The following is a 16,997-nucleotide window of genomic DNA, read 5'->3' on the forward strand; positions in this document are numbered from 1 at the left end:
TTTTAAACTCCATTATCTGATAAGTTTTTTTGTCTATCAATCCTTTATCCATAATCCCGACTACTCCTTCATCAAAAATTCATATCCGATCATAAAATTTGTAACATTGAATAGGGAATAATTTATAATGCGAAACTTTAAACAAGTAGCTTTTGGTGTACTCGTTTGTTCTATTTTTTCTACTGTAAGTGCTGAAGCACAAACCGACACACTAAAACTAAATTTTCAGGATGCCGAAAAGCAGTTCCTGCAAAACAACCTCAGCCTTATTGCACAGAAATACAATGTGCAATCTACGCAAGCCTTAATCAGCCAGGCAAAATTATGGGATAACCCCCAGTTAAGTACAGACCAAAACATCTGGGACGGATCAAGCAAAAAATTCTTTACGCACAACAGCCAGTACGGGCAGGTATTCTTACAGCTTAGCCAGGTTTTTGCTACCGCAGGTAAACGCGGTAAGCAGGTACAGGTAGCTAAAGACAATGCACAGGTACAGGAAGCAGAGTTTAATGATTTGATGCGTAACCTGCGTTATAACCTGCAGCTTGATTTTGGCCAGGTGGCTACGCTGGTAGAACAAGGCAAAGTTTACCAGACAGAGATCAGCGCGGCTGAGAACCTGGTAAACGGGATTCAGAAATCATACGATGCCGGGAACACATCCATGAAGGATCTGATCCGGTTGAAAGCGCTTCAGTTTAGTCTGCAAAATGACATGGTTGAAAATAACCGCCAGATCAACCAGTTACAGACAGAGCTAAAGACCTTGCTGCATATCGATGAAACAAAGTTTGTGCTCCCTTTAGTTCAGGATAAACCTTCTACCACGGCAGACCTGAATTTGCAAAATCTGATAGATCAGGCGAAGACCAACCGCCCGGATTATCTCTCAAACCAATACCAGTTAAATTCGGCAACACATAACTTAGCTTACCAGAAAGCATTAGCCGTACCGGATGTAACGCTTGGTGTTTCTTACGACAAGAACAGCAGCTATGCGCCCAACTATTACGGGTTGCAGATCGGTATTCCCCTTCCCCTTTTTAACCGTAACCAGGGTAATATCAAGTCGGCTAAGTACGATGTCATGAGCCAGCAGGCTACCGTGCAGGAAAGCGAATTACGCCTACGGAACGATGTGGCCGAAGCTGTTAACCAGTATAAACTGAACCAGCAACTGTTTACCACGCAGCAACTGCAGTTTAACCAGCAGTATGATAAGCTGTTCAACGGCATGCTAAATGGTTTCAAGCAAAGACAGATCAGCCTGATTGAATTTATAGATTTCTTTGAAAGCTATAAAGACACCAAACTGAAGATACTGCAACAGCAATACAACCTTCAAAAATCCATAGCTGACCTGGATTTTGCTGTTGGTGTTACCGTGATTAAACCCTAATTAAGAACTCGAAAACAAATTTCATAATGATGAAAACTAAAGCGTTAGTAACCGGCATAGCCGCTTTAACGTTGCTGGCGGCATGCAAGCATAAAACAGAACAAGTTACAGAAAGCAAGCAGGTATGTGTAAGTGATTCCATGGCGAAGATTATCACCATTGACACGGCCAAAACTGCAACCATGAAAGACGAACTTACTCTTTCTGGCGAGGTTTCTTTCGACGATAATAACGTGGTGAAGGTATTCCCTTTTTCCAGTGGCCAGGTTTTAGAAGTTAAAGTATCACTTGGCGACAGGGTATCTAAAGGACAAACCCTGGCAGTGATCAGAAGTGCCGATGTGGCCGGTAACTATACCGACCTTTCTTCTACCGGTGCAGACGTAGCCGTGGCTAAACGCCAGCTTTCGCAAGCGGAATACCTGTATAAAAACGGTATTTCCAGCGAACGCGACTATGAAGAAGCTAAAGAAAACTATAATAAAGCAGTTGCGGCTAATCGCAAGGTTCAGCAGCAAATAGCTATTAATGGCGGCGGCAACACCAGCGCGAGCGGTACTTTGGTAGTCAAAGCGCCAGAGGCAGGCTATATCGTAGAAAAGAACATCACTCAGGGAAGCTTTATCCGTCAGGACAATAACGGCAGTTTGTTCACCATCTCTAACATGAAAGATGTATGGATCTGGGCGAATGTTTTCGAGTCTGATATTGCTAAAGTTAAAAAAGGCTACCAGGCAAAAGTGACCACTATAGCTTACCCAGGTAAAGTATTTACCGGAACGGTAAATGAAGTGAGTGCGGTCCTCGACCCTGACAATAAGGTAATGAAGATTAAAATTGTATTGCCTAATAACGATATGCTGCTAAAACCTGAAATGTTTACTACGGTAACTGTTACCAACAGCGAAAACCAGCAGGCAGTATCTGTACCGGCAAAAGCAGTGGTATTCGACAGTAGCAAAAACTACGTGGTAGTTTATAATAGTAAGTGCGATTTGAAGGTTCGTGAAGTAAGCGTAATTAAAACGGTTGATAATGTTACCTACATCGGTTCGGGTTTAAAACCGGGCGATAAGGTGGTTTCTAAAAACCAGTTGATGTTATACGATGCCTTAACAGCAGAGTAACCGCGTTCTTCCGCCCTAATTATTTACTAAGAGCAATTTAAGCAATGAATAAATTCATTAAAGGTATCATTCAGTTTTCGCTGAAGAACCGGATCTTCATATTTTTCATGACTGCCGTGGTGGTAGCGCTCGGAATCTGGAGCTATAGTAATACGCCTATAGAAACCTTCCCGGACGTGACCAATACGCAGATCATTATCATCGCCCAGTGGCCGGGCCGCAGTGCAGAGGAAGTAGAGAAAATGATCACCATCCCGATGGAAACGGTGCTCAACTCGGTACAGAAGAAATCAAACCTTCGTACCACCTCATCATTCGGTTTATCCTATGTCCGCATCATATTTGATGACGATGTCGACGATGCCTTTGCCCGCCAGCAGGTATTAAGCCGGTTATCCAACGTCGACCTGCCAGATGGTGTAAAACCAGAGGTTGAACCGCCATACGGCCCAACTGGCGAGATCTATCGTTATACATTAAAAAGCCGTACCAAATCACTGCATGAGCTAACTGCTATCCAGGATTGGGTATTAGACCGCCAATTTAAAGCTATCCCTGGTGTAGCCGACGTGAACAGCTTTGGCGGTGAGGAAAAAAGCTACGAAGTAAGCGTTAACCCTGCCCTGCTTCGCAAATATGATCTGACATCGCTGGATGTTTATAATGCCATTAACCGCAGTAACATTAACGTGGGCGGCGATGTAATAGAGAAGAACGACCAGGCTTATGTGGTACGTGGTATCGGCCTGATCAACAATATCGATGAGATTTCAAACATCATCATCAAGAACGTAAATAACGTTCCTATCCTGGCGAAGGATGTAGCTGAAATCAAAGAGTCCGGACTGCCAAGATTAGGCCAGGTTGGCCGCGACAAGCAGAACGATGTGATTGAAGGCATTGTAGTAATGCGCAAAGGCGAAAACCCTGCCGAAGTATTGGAGCGTGTGCGCGCCAAGGTGAAGGATCTGAACGATAACATCCTGCCGAAAGATGTTAAGATAGACACCTTCTACGACCGTACCACGCTGATGGAGTTCTGTACCGAAACGGTAATCCATAACCTTTGCGAAGGTATTATCCTGGTAACGGTTATCGTATTCCTGTTCATGGCCGACTGGCGGACTACGCTTACCGTGGCTTTGGTAATTCCACTGGCCCTGTTGTTTGCCTTTATCTGTTTGCGATTGAAAGGCATGAGCGCTAACCTGCTCTCTATGGGTGCCGTCGATTTTGGTATTATTATAGACGGTGCGGTAGTAATGGTGGAAGGTATTTTCGTTGCACTGGACCATCGGGCGCACCAGGTCGGGATGGAGCGGTTCAACAAACTGGCCAAGCTAAGCCTATTTAAAAACGTAGGTGCAGAAATGGGTAAAGCCATCTTCTTCTCCAAAGTAATTATCCTTACCTGTTTGGTGCCCATCTTCGCGTTCCAGAAAGTAGAAGGTAAAATGTTCTCGCCATTGGCGTACACCTTAGGCTTTGCACTGTTAGGCGCGTTGATCTTTACACTGACATTGGTACCGGCATTATCAAGCATACTGCTGAACAAAAACGTTAGGGAGAAGCACAACCCTGTGGTGATCTTCTTTGAAAACGGCATACGCCGCATGTTCAGCTTTACTTACAGAAATCAAAAGCTCAGCTTGATTGTGGCTGTCGCCTTTATGGCGTTGACATTTGTTTCGGCCAAATTCTTAGGTACCGAGTTCCTGCCGCAATTAAACGAGGGTGCGTTGTGGGTAACCGCGCAGTTACCAATGAGTACCTCGCTGGAAAGTTCGGTGAACATTACCAATAAAATGCGGCAGATCCTGTCTACCTATCCAGAGGTTAAGCAGACCCTTTCTCAGGTAGGACGTACGAATGATGGTACCGACCCTAAAGGTTTCTTTAACGTACAAATCCAGGTAGATCTTCGCCCTAAGAAAGAATGGAAACGGGGCATTACCCAGGAAGAGCTGATCGCCGATATGTATAAGAAGCTGAGCCAGTTCCCGGGTATTATCTATAACTTCTCGCAACCTATTTCGGATAACGTGGCGGAGGCAGTAGCAGGTGTACCGGCATCTATGGCAGTGAAAATATTCGGTCCCGATTTTTCTGTGCTGGATAAAAAGGCCGACGAGGTAATGGCTATCCTGAAAAATATCCAGGGTGTAGAAGACCTTGGTGTGCTGCGTAACCTTGGTCAGCCGGAGTTCCGCATAGAACTTGACCAGCGCAAGATGGCCCTATATGGGGTCTCTACAGCAGATGCCAATGCTGTAATTGAGATGGCAATCGGTGGTAAGGCAGCCACACAATTATATGAGGGCGAACGGAAATTCGACATCCGGATCCGTTACCAGAAAGATTTCCGCGATACGCAGGAGAAAATCGAAAACCTGATGGTGCCAACCCTTAACGGTTCAAAGATCTCTATCAAAGAGATCAGCACCATCAAGACACTTACAGGCCCTGCCTTTATTTACCGTGATAACAACATGCGTTATATCGCGGTGAAATTCTCTGTACGTGGTCGCGATTTGGGTAGTACCATTGCCGAAGCGCAACAAAAAGTTGGGCACGCTGTAAAACTTGATCAGGGATACAGCTTCACCTGGAACGGTGAGTTTGAGAACCAGATCCGTGCATCAAACACGTTGGCCCACGTAGTGCCGATCTGTTTATTGGTGATCTTTCTGATCCTGTTCATTACCTTCGGAAATGCAAAGGATGCGTTGCTGGTAATCCTGAACGTACCGTTTGCGCTGATCGGCGGTATCTTAGCCCTGCACATCACCGGCATGAACTTCAGTATCTCGGCAGGTATCGGTTTCATCGCACTGTTTGGTGTCTGTATCCAGAATGGTGTGATCCTGATCTCGGTATTCCGTAAGAACCTGCACGAGGGTAAACAACTGGATGAAGCTATCCTGGAAGGTGTGATCAGCCGCGTACGACCGGTAATCATGACGGCGCTGATGGCTGCTATCGGTCTGATGCCTGCGGCAATATCAACCGGTATCGGTTCAGAAACGCAAAAACCTTTAGCGATTGTAGTAATCGGTGGTTTGGTTACATCAACCGTATTAACCTTGTTGATTCTTCCAATCATCTATGCCATCGTTTATCGCATGATCCATAGAAGAGAAAAGAGAAGACTGACGAGAAAGCTCGGCGCATAAAATAACTTATATCAGAAGCCTCGACTAAATCGAGGCTTTTTTATTGCCACGTCGCACCAAACTCGTTAATTTGCAGTTGTATATCCAGTTAACTTCCAATGCATCTACACCGAACTTTTAATTATAAACTGCTACCTGTACTTTTTCTTGTCTGTTGTGCTTTTTCAGTACTGGCTCAAAAAAAGAAGAAAGATTATACCCCTTTGGTAAACCCGTTTATCGGAACCGGCGGCCACGGACATACCTATCCCGGTGCGGTGGTTCCCTTCGGTATGGTACAGCTCAGCCCGGACACACGGCTGGAAGGTTGGGACGGCTGCTCTGGTTATCATGCTACTGATAGTGTGGTTTATGGATTCTCGCACACTCACCTGAGTGGTACAGGTATTCCGGACTATTGCGATGTGTTGTTTATGCCAACTACGGGCGATCCAAAATTTTTGAATACCGAGTACAGTTCGCCTTTTAAAAAGAAAAACGAAGTTGCGTCTCCCGGATATTACAGCACGCATCTGGATAAATACAACATTGATGTAGAGCTCACTGCCACTACCAGGGTGGGTGTACACAGGTATGAATATCCCAACGGCACAACACAAGCTAATATCATCATTGATCTGAAACACCGCGATGAAGTGCTGGATTCATGGATAGAAATTGTAAACGATCATGAAATACGTGGCTTAAGGCAATCAAAAAGCTGGGCGCAAAACCAATACGTTTACTTCTACGCTAAATTCTCGAAACCTTTTAAAACCTATGGCATCGCTTTAGATGATAAACTGCAGCCCGGTAAACAAAAAATCGAAGGTAAAAATGTGAAGGCTTACCTACAGTTCGATAATCCTAAAGAGGTAGTCGTTAAAGTGGGGATCTCTTCCGTAAGCGCCGATGGCGCCCTGAGCAACCTGGATGCCGAGGTACCTGACTTTGATTTTAAAAAGGTTCAAAAAGCGGCTAAAACAACCTGGATTAATGAACTGGCCAAAATAGAAATTGAAGGCGGCGCGCCTTCCGTGGCCAATCAGAATGCGGTTTACAGTCCTTATGGTTATGGCTATCCTTATGGAAACGTACAAAAGCGTGGCCCCGCTCCTGTCGACTATGCTAAAATCAAGCAGACGATTTTCTACACAGCACTATATCATTGCCTTTTAGCACCAAATACGTATAGCGACGTAGATGGGCAGTATCGCGGTCTTGATCAGCAGGTACATAAAGCAGATGGCTTCACTTACTATACCGTATTCTCTTTATGGGATACCTATCGTGCAGAACATCCTTTATTATCATTGATTGACAGAAAGCGCACCAGCGATTTTATCAAAAGCTTTTTAGCCATGTATGACCAGGGGGACTTATTGCCAATATGGCCGTTAGCCTCTAACGAAACCTATTGCATGATCGGTAATCACTCCATCCCGGTAATCGTTGATGCCTACGCAAAAGGCATACGGGATTTTGATGCAGAAAAAGCATTTACCGCCATGAAGGCAGCCGTAAACCGGAACCAGTTCGGGCTGGATTCGTACCGGAAGAACGGCGCTGTACTTGCAGATGATGAAAAAGAATCTGTTTCTAAAACCATGGAGTACGCTTATGACGACTGGTGCATAGCGCAAATGGCTAAGATGCTGAAAAAAGACGCTGATTACCACCAATACATTAAACGTTCGCAATACTGGAAGAATATGTATACCGCCGAAGGTTTTGTTAATGCCCGTACCAACGGCGGGTGGCGGCCTGATCTTAAACCCGGCGAAGTAAACGATAATTACACAGAAGGTAATTCATGGGTGTATACCTTTATGGTTCCGCAGGATGTGGAAACCATGATGGACAAAATGGGTGGTAAACAGGCATTCGAAAGTAAGCTGGACGAGTTGTTCACTACCTCTGAAAAATTAAGCGGTGATGCGCCGCCGGATATCGCCGGATTGATCGGCCAATATGCTCACGGTAATGAACCAAGTCATCATATCGCTTACCTGTACAATTTTACGGATGATCCAACTAAAGGCGAAACCTACCTGGCACAGATCATGAGCAAACTATACAGCAATAAACTGGACGGTTTAGCCGGGAATGAAGACTGCGGGCAAATGTCGGCCTGGTATGTGATGAGCGCCTTAGGCTTTTATAACATTGCTCCCGGTCAGCAACAGTTTATGGTGGGGCTTCCGCAGTTTGACAAGGCAGTTATTAATTTAGAAAACGGTAAGAAATTTACGGTTTCAAATCCTGGGGCAAGTATCAGCCGTCATAACTTTTATCTACAGGGCATGACGCTGAATAAGCACGGCTATAATAAACTGTACCTTAACTACGATGATATTGCCAACGGTGGCGATTTTGAAGTTTATACAGGAACACTGCAGAACAAACTTTTTATGCAGGACCTGGAAAAGCCGACGTCAAAAATTACCGACGACCAAATCGTAGTAACCCCTTACTTCAGCGCTTCTGCCAAAACGTTTAAACAGCCTTTTAACCTGGAGATCAAATCGACCGAAAAGGATGTAAAGATCTATTATACGACAGATGGCTCCGCACCAACAACAGCCTCAAAGCTTTACAGCAAACCCATCAGCATAACGGCAACAACTACGGTTAAAGCAATTGCTGTTAGAGAAAATGTCTCCAGCTTTGTAAATACCGGCACCTTTACACAAGGGAACTAATAGCCATTGATCAATAGTCTCCTTACTCTTCTTCTGACATTAGTTTAATTGAGATGCTTCGACAAGCTCAGCATGACAGGGCGGATCATATTTGATAATTTGTCACCTTGAGCTTGTCGAAGGATTATTCGGCATCTCTCCAAAACAAGATCACTTCTTGCAGTTTAATTAATGACCAATGGCTTAGTGTTAACCTTATTCTTCTTCTAACATTTGCCTAATTGAGGTGCTTCGACAAGCATGACAGGGCGGATTATATTTGATAATTTATCACCCAGAGCTTTTCGAAGGGTTATTCGGCATCTCTTCCAAAACAAGATCACTTCTTGCAGTTTATAATTAATGACCAATGGCTAATGACTACTGTCAATCTTACTCCTCTTCTAACATCCGCTTAATTTCGGCGAACTTCCCGGCTTGCTCCACCGGTAGAACGGGTCTTTTCAGATCAAGTTGCTGAAGGGTTTCCAGAATGATGGTTGAGATAGCAATCCGGGTAAACCACTTTTTATCAGCCGGAATAACATACCATGGTGCATGCGGCGCAGAGGTAGCCCTGATGGCATCCTGGTAAGCCTGCATATATTTATGCCACAACTGGCGCTCGGTTATATCACTTGCAGAGAACTTCCAGTTTTTCTCCGGGTCTTCCAGCCGTTTCAGGAAACGTTCTTTTTGTTCCTCTTTAGATACATGAAGGAAGAATTTAATGATCACTGTTCCGGTACGGCATAAATGGCTTTCAAAATCACGGATACTTTTATAGCGTTTCTCCCAAAAATCATGTTTCAGATCATCGGGACTGTTAATTCCCGGCAGATGCTCATTCATAATATATTCGGGATGCACCTTTGTTACCAGCACATTTTCATAATGCGATCGGTTATGAATACCAAACCTGCCGCGCTCCGGTAAGGCCTTGTAATGCCGCCATAAAAAATCGTGATCATACTCTTCTGCACTAGGTTGCTTAAAACTATACACCTGGCAAGCCTGCGGGTTCAAACCAGACATCGTATGTGCAATGGCACTATCTTTCCCGGCAGCATCCATCGCCTGAAAAATGATCAGAACAGCGTGCTGGTTAGAGGCATAAAGCTTTTCCTGTAATTTGGCAGTTTCCTTTATCAGGCTCTGTAAAAGCGATTCGGCGTCTTCTTTTTTATAGCTGCCCGTATAATCTGTATGATAGTCTTCAAGGTTAAACTTCTCGCCATCGGTCACTTTAAACTCGTCGGTAATATTTTTCATCTGCGGAAATATTTAAAGTATTTTAAGTAAAATTTCGTGGTTATAATTACGTTGTTAATATTTGTTAGTCGCTATGATTTCGCGGCATTATTTTACATCTTTACCCAATGTTCAGAAGTATTCACAACATTTTTCTACGAAGCTTTCTCATCCTCATATATTTTATCATTATCTTCTTTTGTGCCATTGAGCTTAACTTTCTCTGGCTGTTTGGCTACTCGCCTGATATGCAGGATATTAAAAATCCAACCATGTCAGTCGCTTCAGAAGTATACTCGGCTGATGGCAAGCTTTTAGGACGCTACTATAAAGAAAACCGTTCGCCGGTAGAATTTAAAGATATTTCGCCAAACCTCATCAATGCCCTTGTTGCAACAGAAGACGTTAGATTTTACAAACATAATGGTGTAGATGTTTACGGTTTTTTCAGCAGCATCATTCAAACGGCAAAAGGTGATAAACGTGGCGGTAGTACTATTACGCAGCAATTGGCAAAAAACTTGTTTCAGACCCGGAAACGCAAATCGCAGGGGGTGATCAGAAAAATCCCCGTTTTACGCACCGTGGTATACAAGTGTAAGGAATGGCTAACGGCTTTTAAAATAGAGCATTTATACAGCAAGCAACAAATTTTAACCTTCTATTTCAACACCGTTCCGTTTGGTAACAACTCGTTTGGTATTAAAACAGCTACCTTAAAGTACTTCAACAAAAACCCTGACGTGGTTACCCCTGCCGAAGCGGCCACGTTGATCGGGATGCTGAAAGGTACATCAGTTTATAACCCGATTAAATACCCTGATCGTTCGCTGGCTCGACGGAACACCGTTTTGGGGCAGATGCAGAAATACGGTTATATCACTAAAGCTGTTTACGACGAAAATATTCATCAACCCTTAAACCTCAATTTAAGCTATGTGGAAGATGATGCCCAGGGCGATTCTTACATTCGGCGGGCTGTAGAAAAATGGTTGGAAAAATGGTGTAAAGCCAATGACTACGACCTTTACCGCGATGGATTGAAAATCTACACCACTATTGATTCACGCCTGCAGCAATTTGCAGAAGAAGCAGTTGAAGAGAAGATGAAGATGCTTCAAAAACGCTTTTATAACCTATGGGGTAAGAAAAATCCATGGCGCGATTCTAAAGGAAATGAGATTAAAGATTTTGTGCTGAAAGCTGAGCAGAAACTACCTATTTATGATCTGCTCGAGAAGAAATATAACAACGATACTACCCAGATACAAGCCTACTTTAACAAGCCGCGACGCATGAAGGTGTTCACCTGGAACGGCGAAAAAGACACCACCTTCTCCCCTGTTGATTCTATTAAGTATTATGCGAAGATACTGAATACGGGCATGATGACCATTGAGCCATCCACCGGGAAGATCAAGGTTTGGGTTGGCGGTATTAATCATAAGTATTTCAACTTCGACCATGTTAACCAGGCTAAGCGCCAAGCTGGTTCAACCTTTAAGCCATTTGCCTACCTGACGGCTTTAGATAACGGTTACACGCCATGTGATAAGTTTACAGACAAACCCGTTTCCATCTCTTACATTGACAATGGTAAGCCCGAGGTATGGTCGCCCAATAATGCGGATTTCCATTTTTCTTACCGCGAAATGTCACTGCGCTGGGCCATGGGTAAATCTGTAAATTCCATCACTGCTCAGCTGACAGAAAAGGTCGGCTGGGATAAAGTGGTAGAATATGCACATAAGTGCGGTATAGAAAGTCCGCTGAAATCCGTACCATCTGTATCGCTGGGATCTAACGATGTTTCTGTATATGAAATGGTGAGGGCCTACAGTACCTTCCTGAACAAAGGCGAGAAGATAGATCCGCTGCTGGTAACAAAAATCACTGATCAGAACGGCAGTGTTCTGGAAGAATTCACGCTGAAAACAGAAAAAGTTTTAAGTGAGGAAACCGCATGGCTGATGCTTTACATGTTCCGTGGTGGTATGGAAGAACCCGGCGGAACTTCGCAAGCCTTATGGGAATATCCTGGCTTATGGAAAAGCAACAGCAACCAGATCGGCGGCAAAACCGGTACCTCTTCAGATTACGTGGACGGTTGGTATATGGGTATCACCAAAGACCTGGTAACAGGCGTTTGGGTGGGTGCTGATGATCGCAGCGTACACTTTACTACTTCAGAAACGGGTGAAGGTTCGCATACCGCCCTGCCTATTTTCGGGCGTTTTATGGAGAAGGTATATGCCGATCCACAGAGCGGTTATAAACCTGGGCCCTTCCCCAAGCCTTGGGTGAAGATCACCAAGACATACATGTGCCCTTCGCCGCGTATTTCGAGGGATACGTCAGCCAGCGACAGTTTATCTAATACGAGTGATTCAACCGCGGCAGAACCGGCTACGCCGACTGCTGAGCCAGAGACGCCTCCGGCTGGTCCGCCTACCCCGTGATTTTCCCGGTATTTATACCGAATGATAAATGCTTATAACTAATTGTTTAAATTTAACTACCGATAGCAAGAACATATGCGAAAACTATACCCCTTGTTAAATAAACAGCTAATTGCAGTGCTTTGCCTGCTTTTTTCATTTGCAGGAGTTAAGCAAGCCAACGCACAATATTTTGGACAAAATAAGGTAAGGTACAAAAACCTCAAATTCAAGGTATTCAAAACACCCCATTTCGAGATCTATTACTACATGAAGAATGATAGCTTGCTGAAGCGGTTTGCGCAGGAAAGCGAGCTATGGTACACGCTTCATCAGCAGGTATTCCGCGATACGTTCCGCAAGGCAAACCCGATTATTCTTTATGCCAACCACCCCGATTTTCAACAAACCACTGCTATTGATGGCGAAATTGGCGTAGGTACGGGTGGTGTCACCGAAGGTTTGAAGAACCGCGTGGTAATGCCGATTATGGAAACTAACCAGACGACACGACACGTTATCGGTCACGAGTTGGTTCACGCATTTCAATACCATACCTTATTAGGTAACGATACTACTAACCTTTCCAATATCAATAATCTGCCTTTGTGGATGATTGAGGGTATGGCGGAGTATTTATCACTGGGTAAAAAGGACGCTTACACGGCTATGTGGATGCGCGATGCTTACCTGAATCACGATATTCCTACAGTGCGCGACCTGACAGAAAGCACCAAGTACTTCCCGTACCGTTATGGCGAAGCATTCTGGTCGTTCCTGGGTTCAACCTATGGAGATACCATTATCGTTCCTTTCTTTAAAAACACTGCCCGCTTTGGTTTAGAATATGGTATCAGACGCACCTTTGGCTATGACGATAAAACGCTTTCAAACCTTTGGAAGAACTCGATAGAGGCTACCTATAAACCCTTTTTGAAAGATACCACGCAAACACCTGTAGGTAAACGGATCATCGATAATAAGAACTCGGGAGAAATGAATGTCGCCCCGGCAATCAGCCCGGATGGAAAATATCTGGTCTTTCTTTCAGAAAAAGATCTTTTTTCGGTCGATCTGTATCTCGCCGATGCGCAAACGGGTCGAGTCATTAAGAAGCTCACGAGCAAGGTATCGAACACCCACATCGATGAGTTCAACTTTATAGAATCAGCAGGTGCATGGTCGCCTGATGGAAAGAAGTTTGCCTTCAGTGTGTTCAGCAATGGCCGGAACCGGCTGATGATTGTAAGCATACCGAGCGGAAAGGTATTGAATGAGCTTTCTATGGGTACGGCAGAACAGTTCAGCAACATTGCCTGGTCGCCCAATGGGAAAGATATCGCTTTTCAGGGCTTATCCAACGGCCAGGGCGATCTGTATATGTATAATTTGGAAAGCAAACAGTTGCGACAACTCACAAACGATAAATATTCCGATTATCAGCCAAGTTTTTCACGTGATGGCAAAAAGATTGTTTTTGCATCAGACAGAACCACTTACGATCGCAGCCCTTCCCAGGAAATCACCTTTAACCTGGCAGAACTTGATTTGGCAACAGGGAAAGTAACCGACCTGAACATTTTTAACGGAGCAAATAACCTTAACCCGCTCTACTCGGCAGATGGCAGTCAGATCTATTTCCTCTCTAACCGCGATGGTTTCCGTAATATGTACCGTTATACGCTTGCGACAAGAAAAGTTGAGCAAATGACGGATTTGTTCACGGGTATTTGCGGTATCACAGAGTTTTCGCCAGCTATCTCCATTTCTGCAAACGACGATATTGTTTACTCCTATTATCGCGCACAAAAATATGCCTTGTATAACGCAAAGGCGTCATCGTTTAAACCGACCGTGGTTGAGCTGGGACAAACTAATTTTGATGCAGCGCTGCTACCGCCGCCTAAATCCGTTGGAGTCGACTTGATCAATGCCAACCTGAATAACTATCTGGCGTACCCGCGTATTTCTATCGATTCTATTCGCAATGTACCTTACCGCCCACAGTTTAAGTTAGATTACCTTGCCAGCAGTGGTGTAGGTGTAGGCGTTAGCAATTATGGTGCCGGCTTGGCCAGTGGTATCCAGGGTGTTTTTAGTGATATTCTGGGCCGGAACCAGATCTATGCAGGCGCAGCCGTTAATGGTGAGATTTATGACTTCGGTGCGCAGTTCGCTTATATTAACCAGGAAGGCCGTTGGAACTGGGGCGGTGCTGTTTCGCACATTCCTTATCAATATGCCAACTACAATGTAGTGCCATCAACCTATAGCTATCAGGGCAAGCAGATTCCGGTATACGAAGAACGGTATGATATCATCCGCATTTTCCAGGATCAGGTATCTTTTTTTACCTCTTATCCTTTTTCACGTATAACGCGGATGGAGTTTGGGGCGGGTGCTGCGCACTATTCTTACCGTGTTGATCGCTACAGTACTTATTATGACACGACCAGCTTCACTCCGATCACCACGGAGAAACACCATATCTCCCGCTCTGATTATGAAGCCGACCCTTATAACAATGGTACCAGCTTAAGACCGTTCACCATATTTAACGTAAATGCTGCTTTAGTAGGTGACAACTCCTACTTTGGTATTGCATCGCCGCTTACCGGTTTCCGGTATCGCTTGCAGGCGGAGTACGATTTCGGTACCGCACAATACTTTGCGCCAAGTATAGATTTACGTAAATACGAACGTGTTGCACCATTTACCATTGCGGGCCGCCTGTATAGTTATGGCAGGTTCGGAAATACATCTAATCTTTTGTATCCGCTATTCATTGGTTATCCGTTCCTGATCCGCGGTTACGAGTATAATAGTTTCTATAACAGCTCGCAATCGGCCACGAACAACTTTACAGTAGATCAATTATCAGGTAACCGTTTCGCTGTTGCTAACTTCGAAATCCGGTTACCGTTCACCGGTCCGGAAAAGCTGTCGAAATTTAAGTCGAAATTCTTCTTTACAGAATTAAACCTCTTTTTTGACGCAGGTTTAGCCTGGAATGGCGGCGACAAAATCGAATTTAAAAAGAACCCATCGATTCTGGGCACGCGGGCAGTATACTACGCAAATGGACAACCGTATCTTGATACCAAAGGCAACCAGGTATATTCGCCGGTTTATAGCCGCGTACCGGCCTTGAGCGCCGGTGTTTCTTTACGGGTTAACTTGTTTGGATACTTTGTGTTAGAACCCTATTTAGCTATCCCCTACAACCGTACGGATGTTAAAAAGCCGGTGTTTGGCTTAGGCTTTACCCCTGGGTGGTAAATGTTTAGCGGTATTTAAAATCACAGCCAGAGGGCTCTGCGATAGCAGGGCCCTTTTTGTGTTAAAACAACTTTACTTTATCTAAAGTTTATACAGAGCAAACAACTATAGATGAAGAAGTTACTACTCATATTTTTGACGCTACTTTTTGCAAATACCATGTTCGCGCAACGGATAGCCATACCTACCACCCCGGTTACAGACTCTATTAAAGCCCGCCGCTTAAGCAAAAATGAGATGAAAGAGGTAGACGGGATAAAAATGGGTACGGGTTGGGATGTGGTAGAAAACGTACATCGCGCACCGAAATTTACTATCCTGTTTGATGCGCTGAGGGCCTCGGGGCTTATTGCTACCTTTAAAAGCCGCGGCCCTTTCACGGTTTTTGCTCCGGATAATACGGCCTTCGAAGCTATGCCCAACGGCAGGTTAGACACTTTGATGAAAAAAGCGCATCAATTAGAGTTGACATGTATACTCGCAGGTCATGCAGTTCCGGGTTCGCTTAATATCAAGCAGCTCGCCAAAAAAATAAATTCCAATAAAGGTGCTTACAAGTTAACTACGCTGGCCGGTACAAAACTTACAGCCAAGCTCGATAACGAAGATGTGGTGTTAATAGATGAATTAGGCAATGAGGGAAAAATCACAACAGCGGATATTAAACAAAGCAACGGTTTAATACACGTGATAACTAAAGTGCTGCTGCCAAAGAACAATGCGATATGAGATTGATTTGACAACCGGACAGTATTTAATTTCCGTAAATTGAGGTATGAAAAAGATATCAGCTATTCTTGCACTGCTTAGCGCAGTAATCATATTCAGCTGCCAGCAAATGAACGGGCAGAATAACCAGCCTAAACTGTCAAAAGAACAGCAGGAAAAATGGAAAAGTAAACTAACACCTAATCAATACGAGATTATGGTGAACAAAGGTACAGAGCCCCCTTTTAAAAATGCTTACTGGAATAATCATCAGAAAGGAGTTTATGTTAGCGCTGCCACCGGTGAAGTACTTTTTAGTTCTGACGACAAATTCGACAGCGGCACAGGCTGGCCAAGTTTTACTAAACCTGTTAGCGCGGGCAAAGTAGCGTTTGTTACAGACCGCAGCTACGGTATGGACCGAACCGAAGTAATTGAAAAAAGTACCGGCTTACACCTTGGGCACGTTTTTGACGACGGACCTGCCGACCGCGGCGGCAAAAGATTCTGCATGAATTCAGCCGCGCTGAAATTTATTAAGCAGTAACAGCAACTCTTGAGGCGTAGGACGGACGCATGTGCGATCTTACTCTTACGCCCTGCTCGTATTTTAAACCAATGGTCAGGTCTACCCAATCAGGGTTTACGGCTCTGATCATTTTTTCTTTCTGACTGCGTGTAAACGTGCTCACATATTTGAAACGCTCCATCGCCATTTCTTCATTTGTAATCTCTTCAAAGTAAACCAAACGGCTCAATTGCTGCGCGCTATCGAAGAACAGCGTGGGCATTTCGCTATAAAATTTAATGGTTTTCATCAGATCTGATGATAAACCAACGTGCAAATTATTACGGTTTCTGTCGGTAATGATATAGATGAACCTTTTCATTTGATAAAATTATTTGCCTGTGAAAAAAATAATTACTAATTTTATGAGCATAAAGATACTAACAAATTT

General features: G+C 44.3%; 10 protein-coding genes. 8 read left to right on the forward strand and 2 right to left on the reverse strand.

The annotated features are described in order from the left end of the window. Window positions 1–127 precede the first annotated feature (127 nt). The 4 genes from MUY27_RS15705 (at window position 128) to MUY27_RS15720 (ending at window position 8,383) form a co-directional block, all read left to right on the forward strand. On the forward strand, window positions 128–1,402 hold the full coding sequence (locus tag MUY27_RS15705) for a TolC family protein (RefSeq protein WP_245131517.1): 1,275 nt from the start codon (window positions 128–130) through the stop codon (window positions 1,400–1,402). Between the two features lie 26 nt (window positions 1,403–1,428). Further along, window positions 1,429–2,529, forward strand: a complete 1,101-nt coding sequence (locus MUY27_RS15710; protein ID WP_245131518.1) for an efflux RND transporter periplasmic adaptor subunit — start codon at window positions 1,429–1,431, stop codon at window positions 2,527–2,529. A 44-nt stretch (window positions 2,530–2,573) separates the two neighbouring features. Beyond that, window positions 2,574–5,702 (forward strand): efflux RND transporter permease subunit, encoded by a 3,129-nt coding sequence (locus MUY27_RS15715; protein ID WP_245131520.1) that lies wholly within the window; start codon window positions 2,574–2,576, stop codon window positions 5,700–5,702. Window positions 5,703–5,800: 98 nt separating this feature from the next. Beyond that, on the forward strand, window positions 5,801–8,383 hold the full coding sequence (locus MUY27_RS15720; RefSeq protein ID WP_245131522.1) for a GH92 family glycosyl hydrolase: 2,583 nt from the start codon (window positions 5,801–5,803) through the stop codon (window positions 8,381–8,383). 372 nt (window positions 8,384–8,755) lie between these two features. On the opposite strand, the gene MUY27_RS15725 is transcribed toward MUY27_RS15720, so the two are convergent. Next, window positions 8,756–9,634 carry a polyphosphate kinase 2 family protein gene (locus tag MUY27_RS15725; protein ID WP_245131524.1) on the reverse strand — a complete coding sequence of 293 codons (879 nt, stop codon included), beginning with the start codon at window positions 9,632–9,634 and terminating at the stop codon, window positions 8,756–8,758. 107 nt (window positions 9,635–9,741) lie between these two features. Between MUY27_RS15725 and MUY27_RS15730 the strand changes: the two genes are divergently transcribed. The 4 genes from MUY27_RS15730 (at window position 9,742) to msrB (ending at window position 16,585) form a co-directional block, all read left to right on the forward strand. After that, the gene (locus MUY27_RS15730) at window positions 9,742–12,072 is read left to right on the forward strand and encodes a penicillin-binding protein 1A (RefSeq protein ID WP_245131528.1); all 2,331 of its coding nucleotides are present in this window, start codon (window positions 9,742–9,744) and stop codon (window positions 12,070–12,072) included. Between the two features lie 75 nt (window positions 12,073–12,147). Further along, window positions 12,148–15,330 (forward strand): DPP IV N-terminal domain-containing protein, encoded by a 3,183-nt coding sequence (locus MUY27_RS15735; protein WP_245131530.1) that lies wholly within the window; start codon window positions 12,148–12,150, stop codon window positions 15,328–15,330. A gap of 111 nt (window positions 15,331–15,441) precedes the next feature. After that, window positions 15,442–16,059, forward strand: coding sequence for a fasciclin domain-containing protein (locus MUY27_RS15740; protein WP_245131532.1), 618 nt, complete (start codon window positions 15,442–15,444; stop codon window positions 16,057–16,059). 46 nt (window positions 16,060–16,105) lie between these two features. After that, window positions 16,106–16,585, forward strand: coding sequence for a peptide-methionine (R)-S-oxide reductase MsrB (gene msrB / locus MUY27_RS15745; RefSeq protein ID WP_245131534.1), 480 nt, complete (start codon window positions 16,106–16,108; stop codon window positions 16,583–16,585). Here the strand turns inward: msrB and MUY27_RS15750 are convergent. Then, window positions 16,575–16,928, reverse strand: a complete 354-nt coding sequence (locus MUY27_RS15750) for a GIY-YIG nuclease family protein (protein ID WP_245131537.1) — start codon at window positions 16,926–16,928, stop codon at window positions 16,575–16,577. The genes msrB and MUY27_RS15750 overlap by 11 nt on opposite strands. Between the last annotated feature and the right edge of the window lie 69 nt (window positions 16,929–16,997).

It is taken from the genome of Mucilaginibacter straminoryzae (assembly GCF_022953055.1).
Classification (GTDB): domain Bacteria; phylum Bacteroidota; class Bacteroidia; order Sphingobacteriales; family Sphingobacteriaceae; genus Mucilaginibacter; species Mucilaginibacter straminoryzae.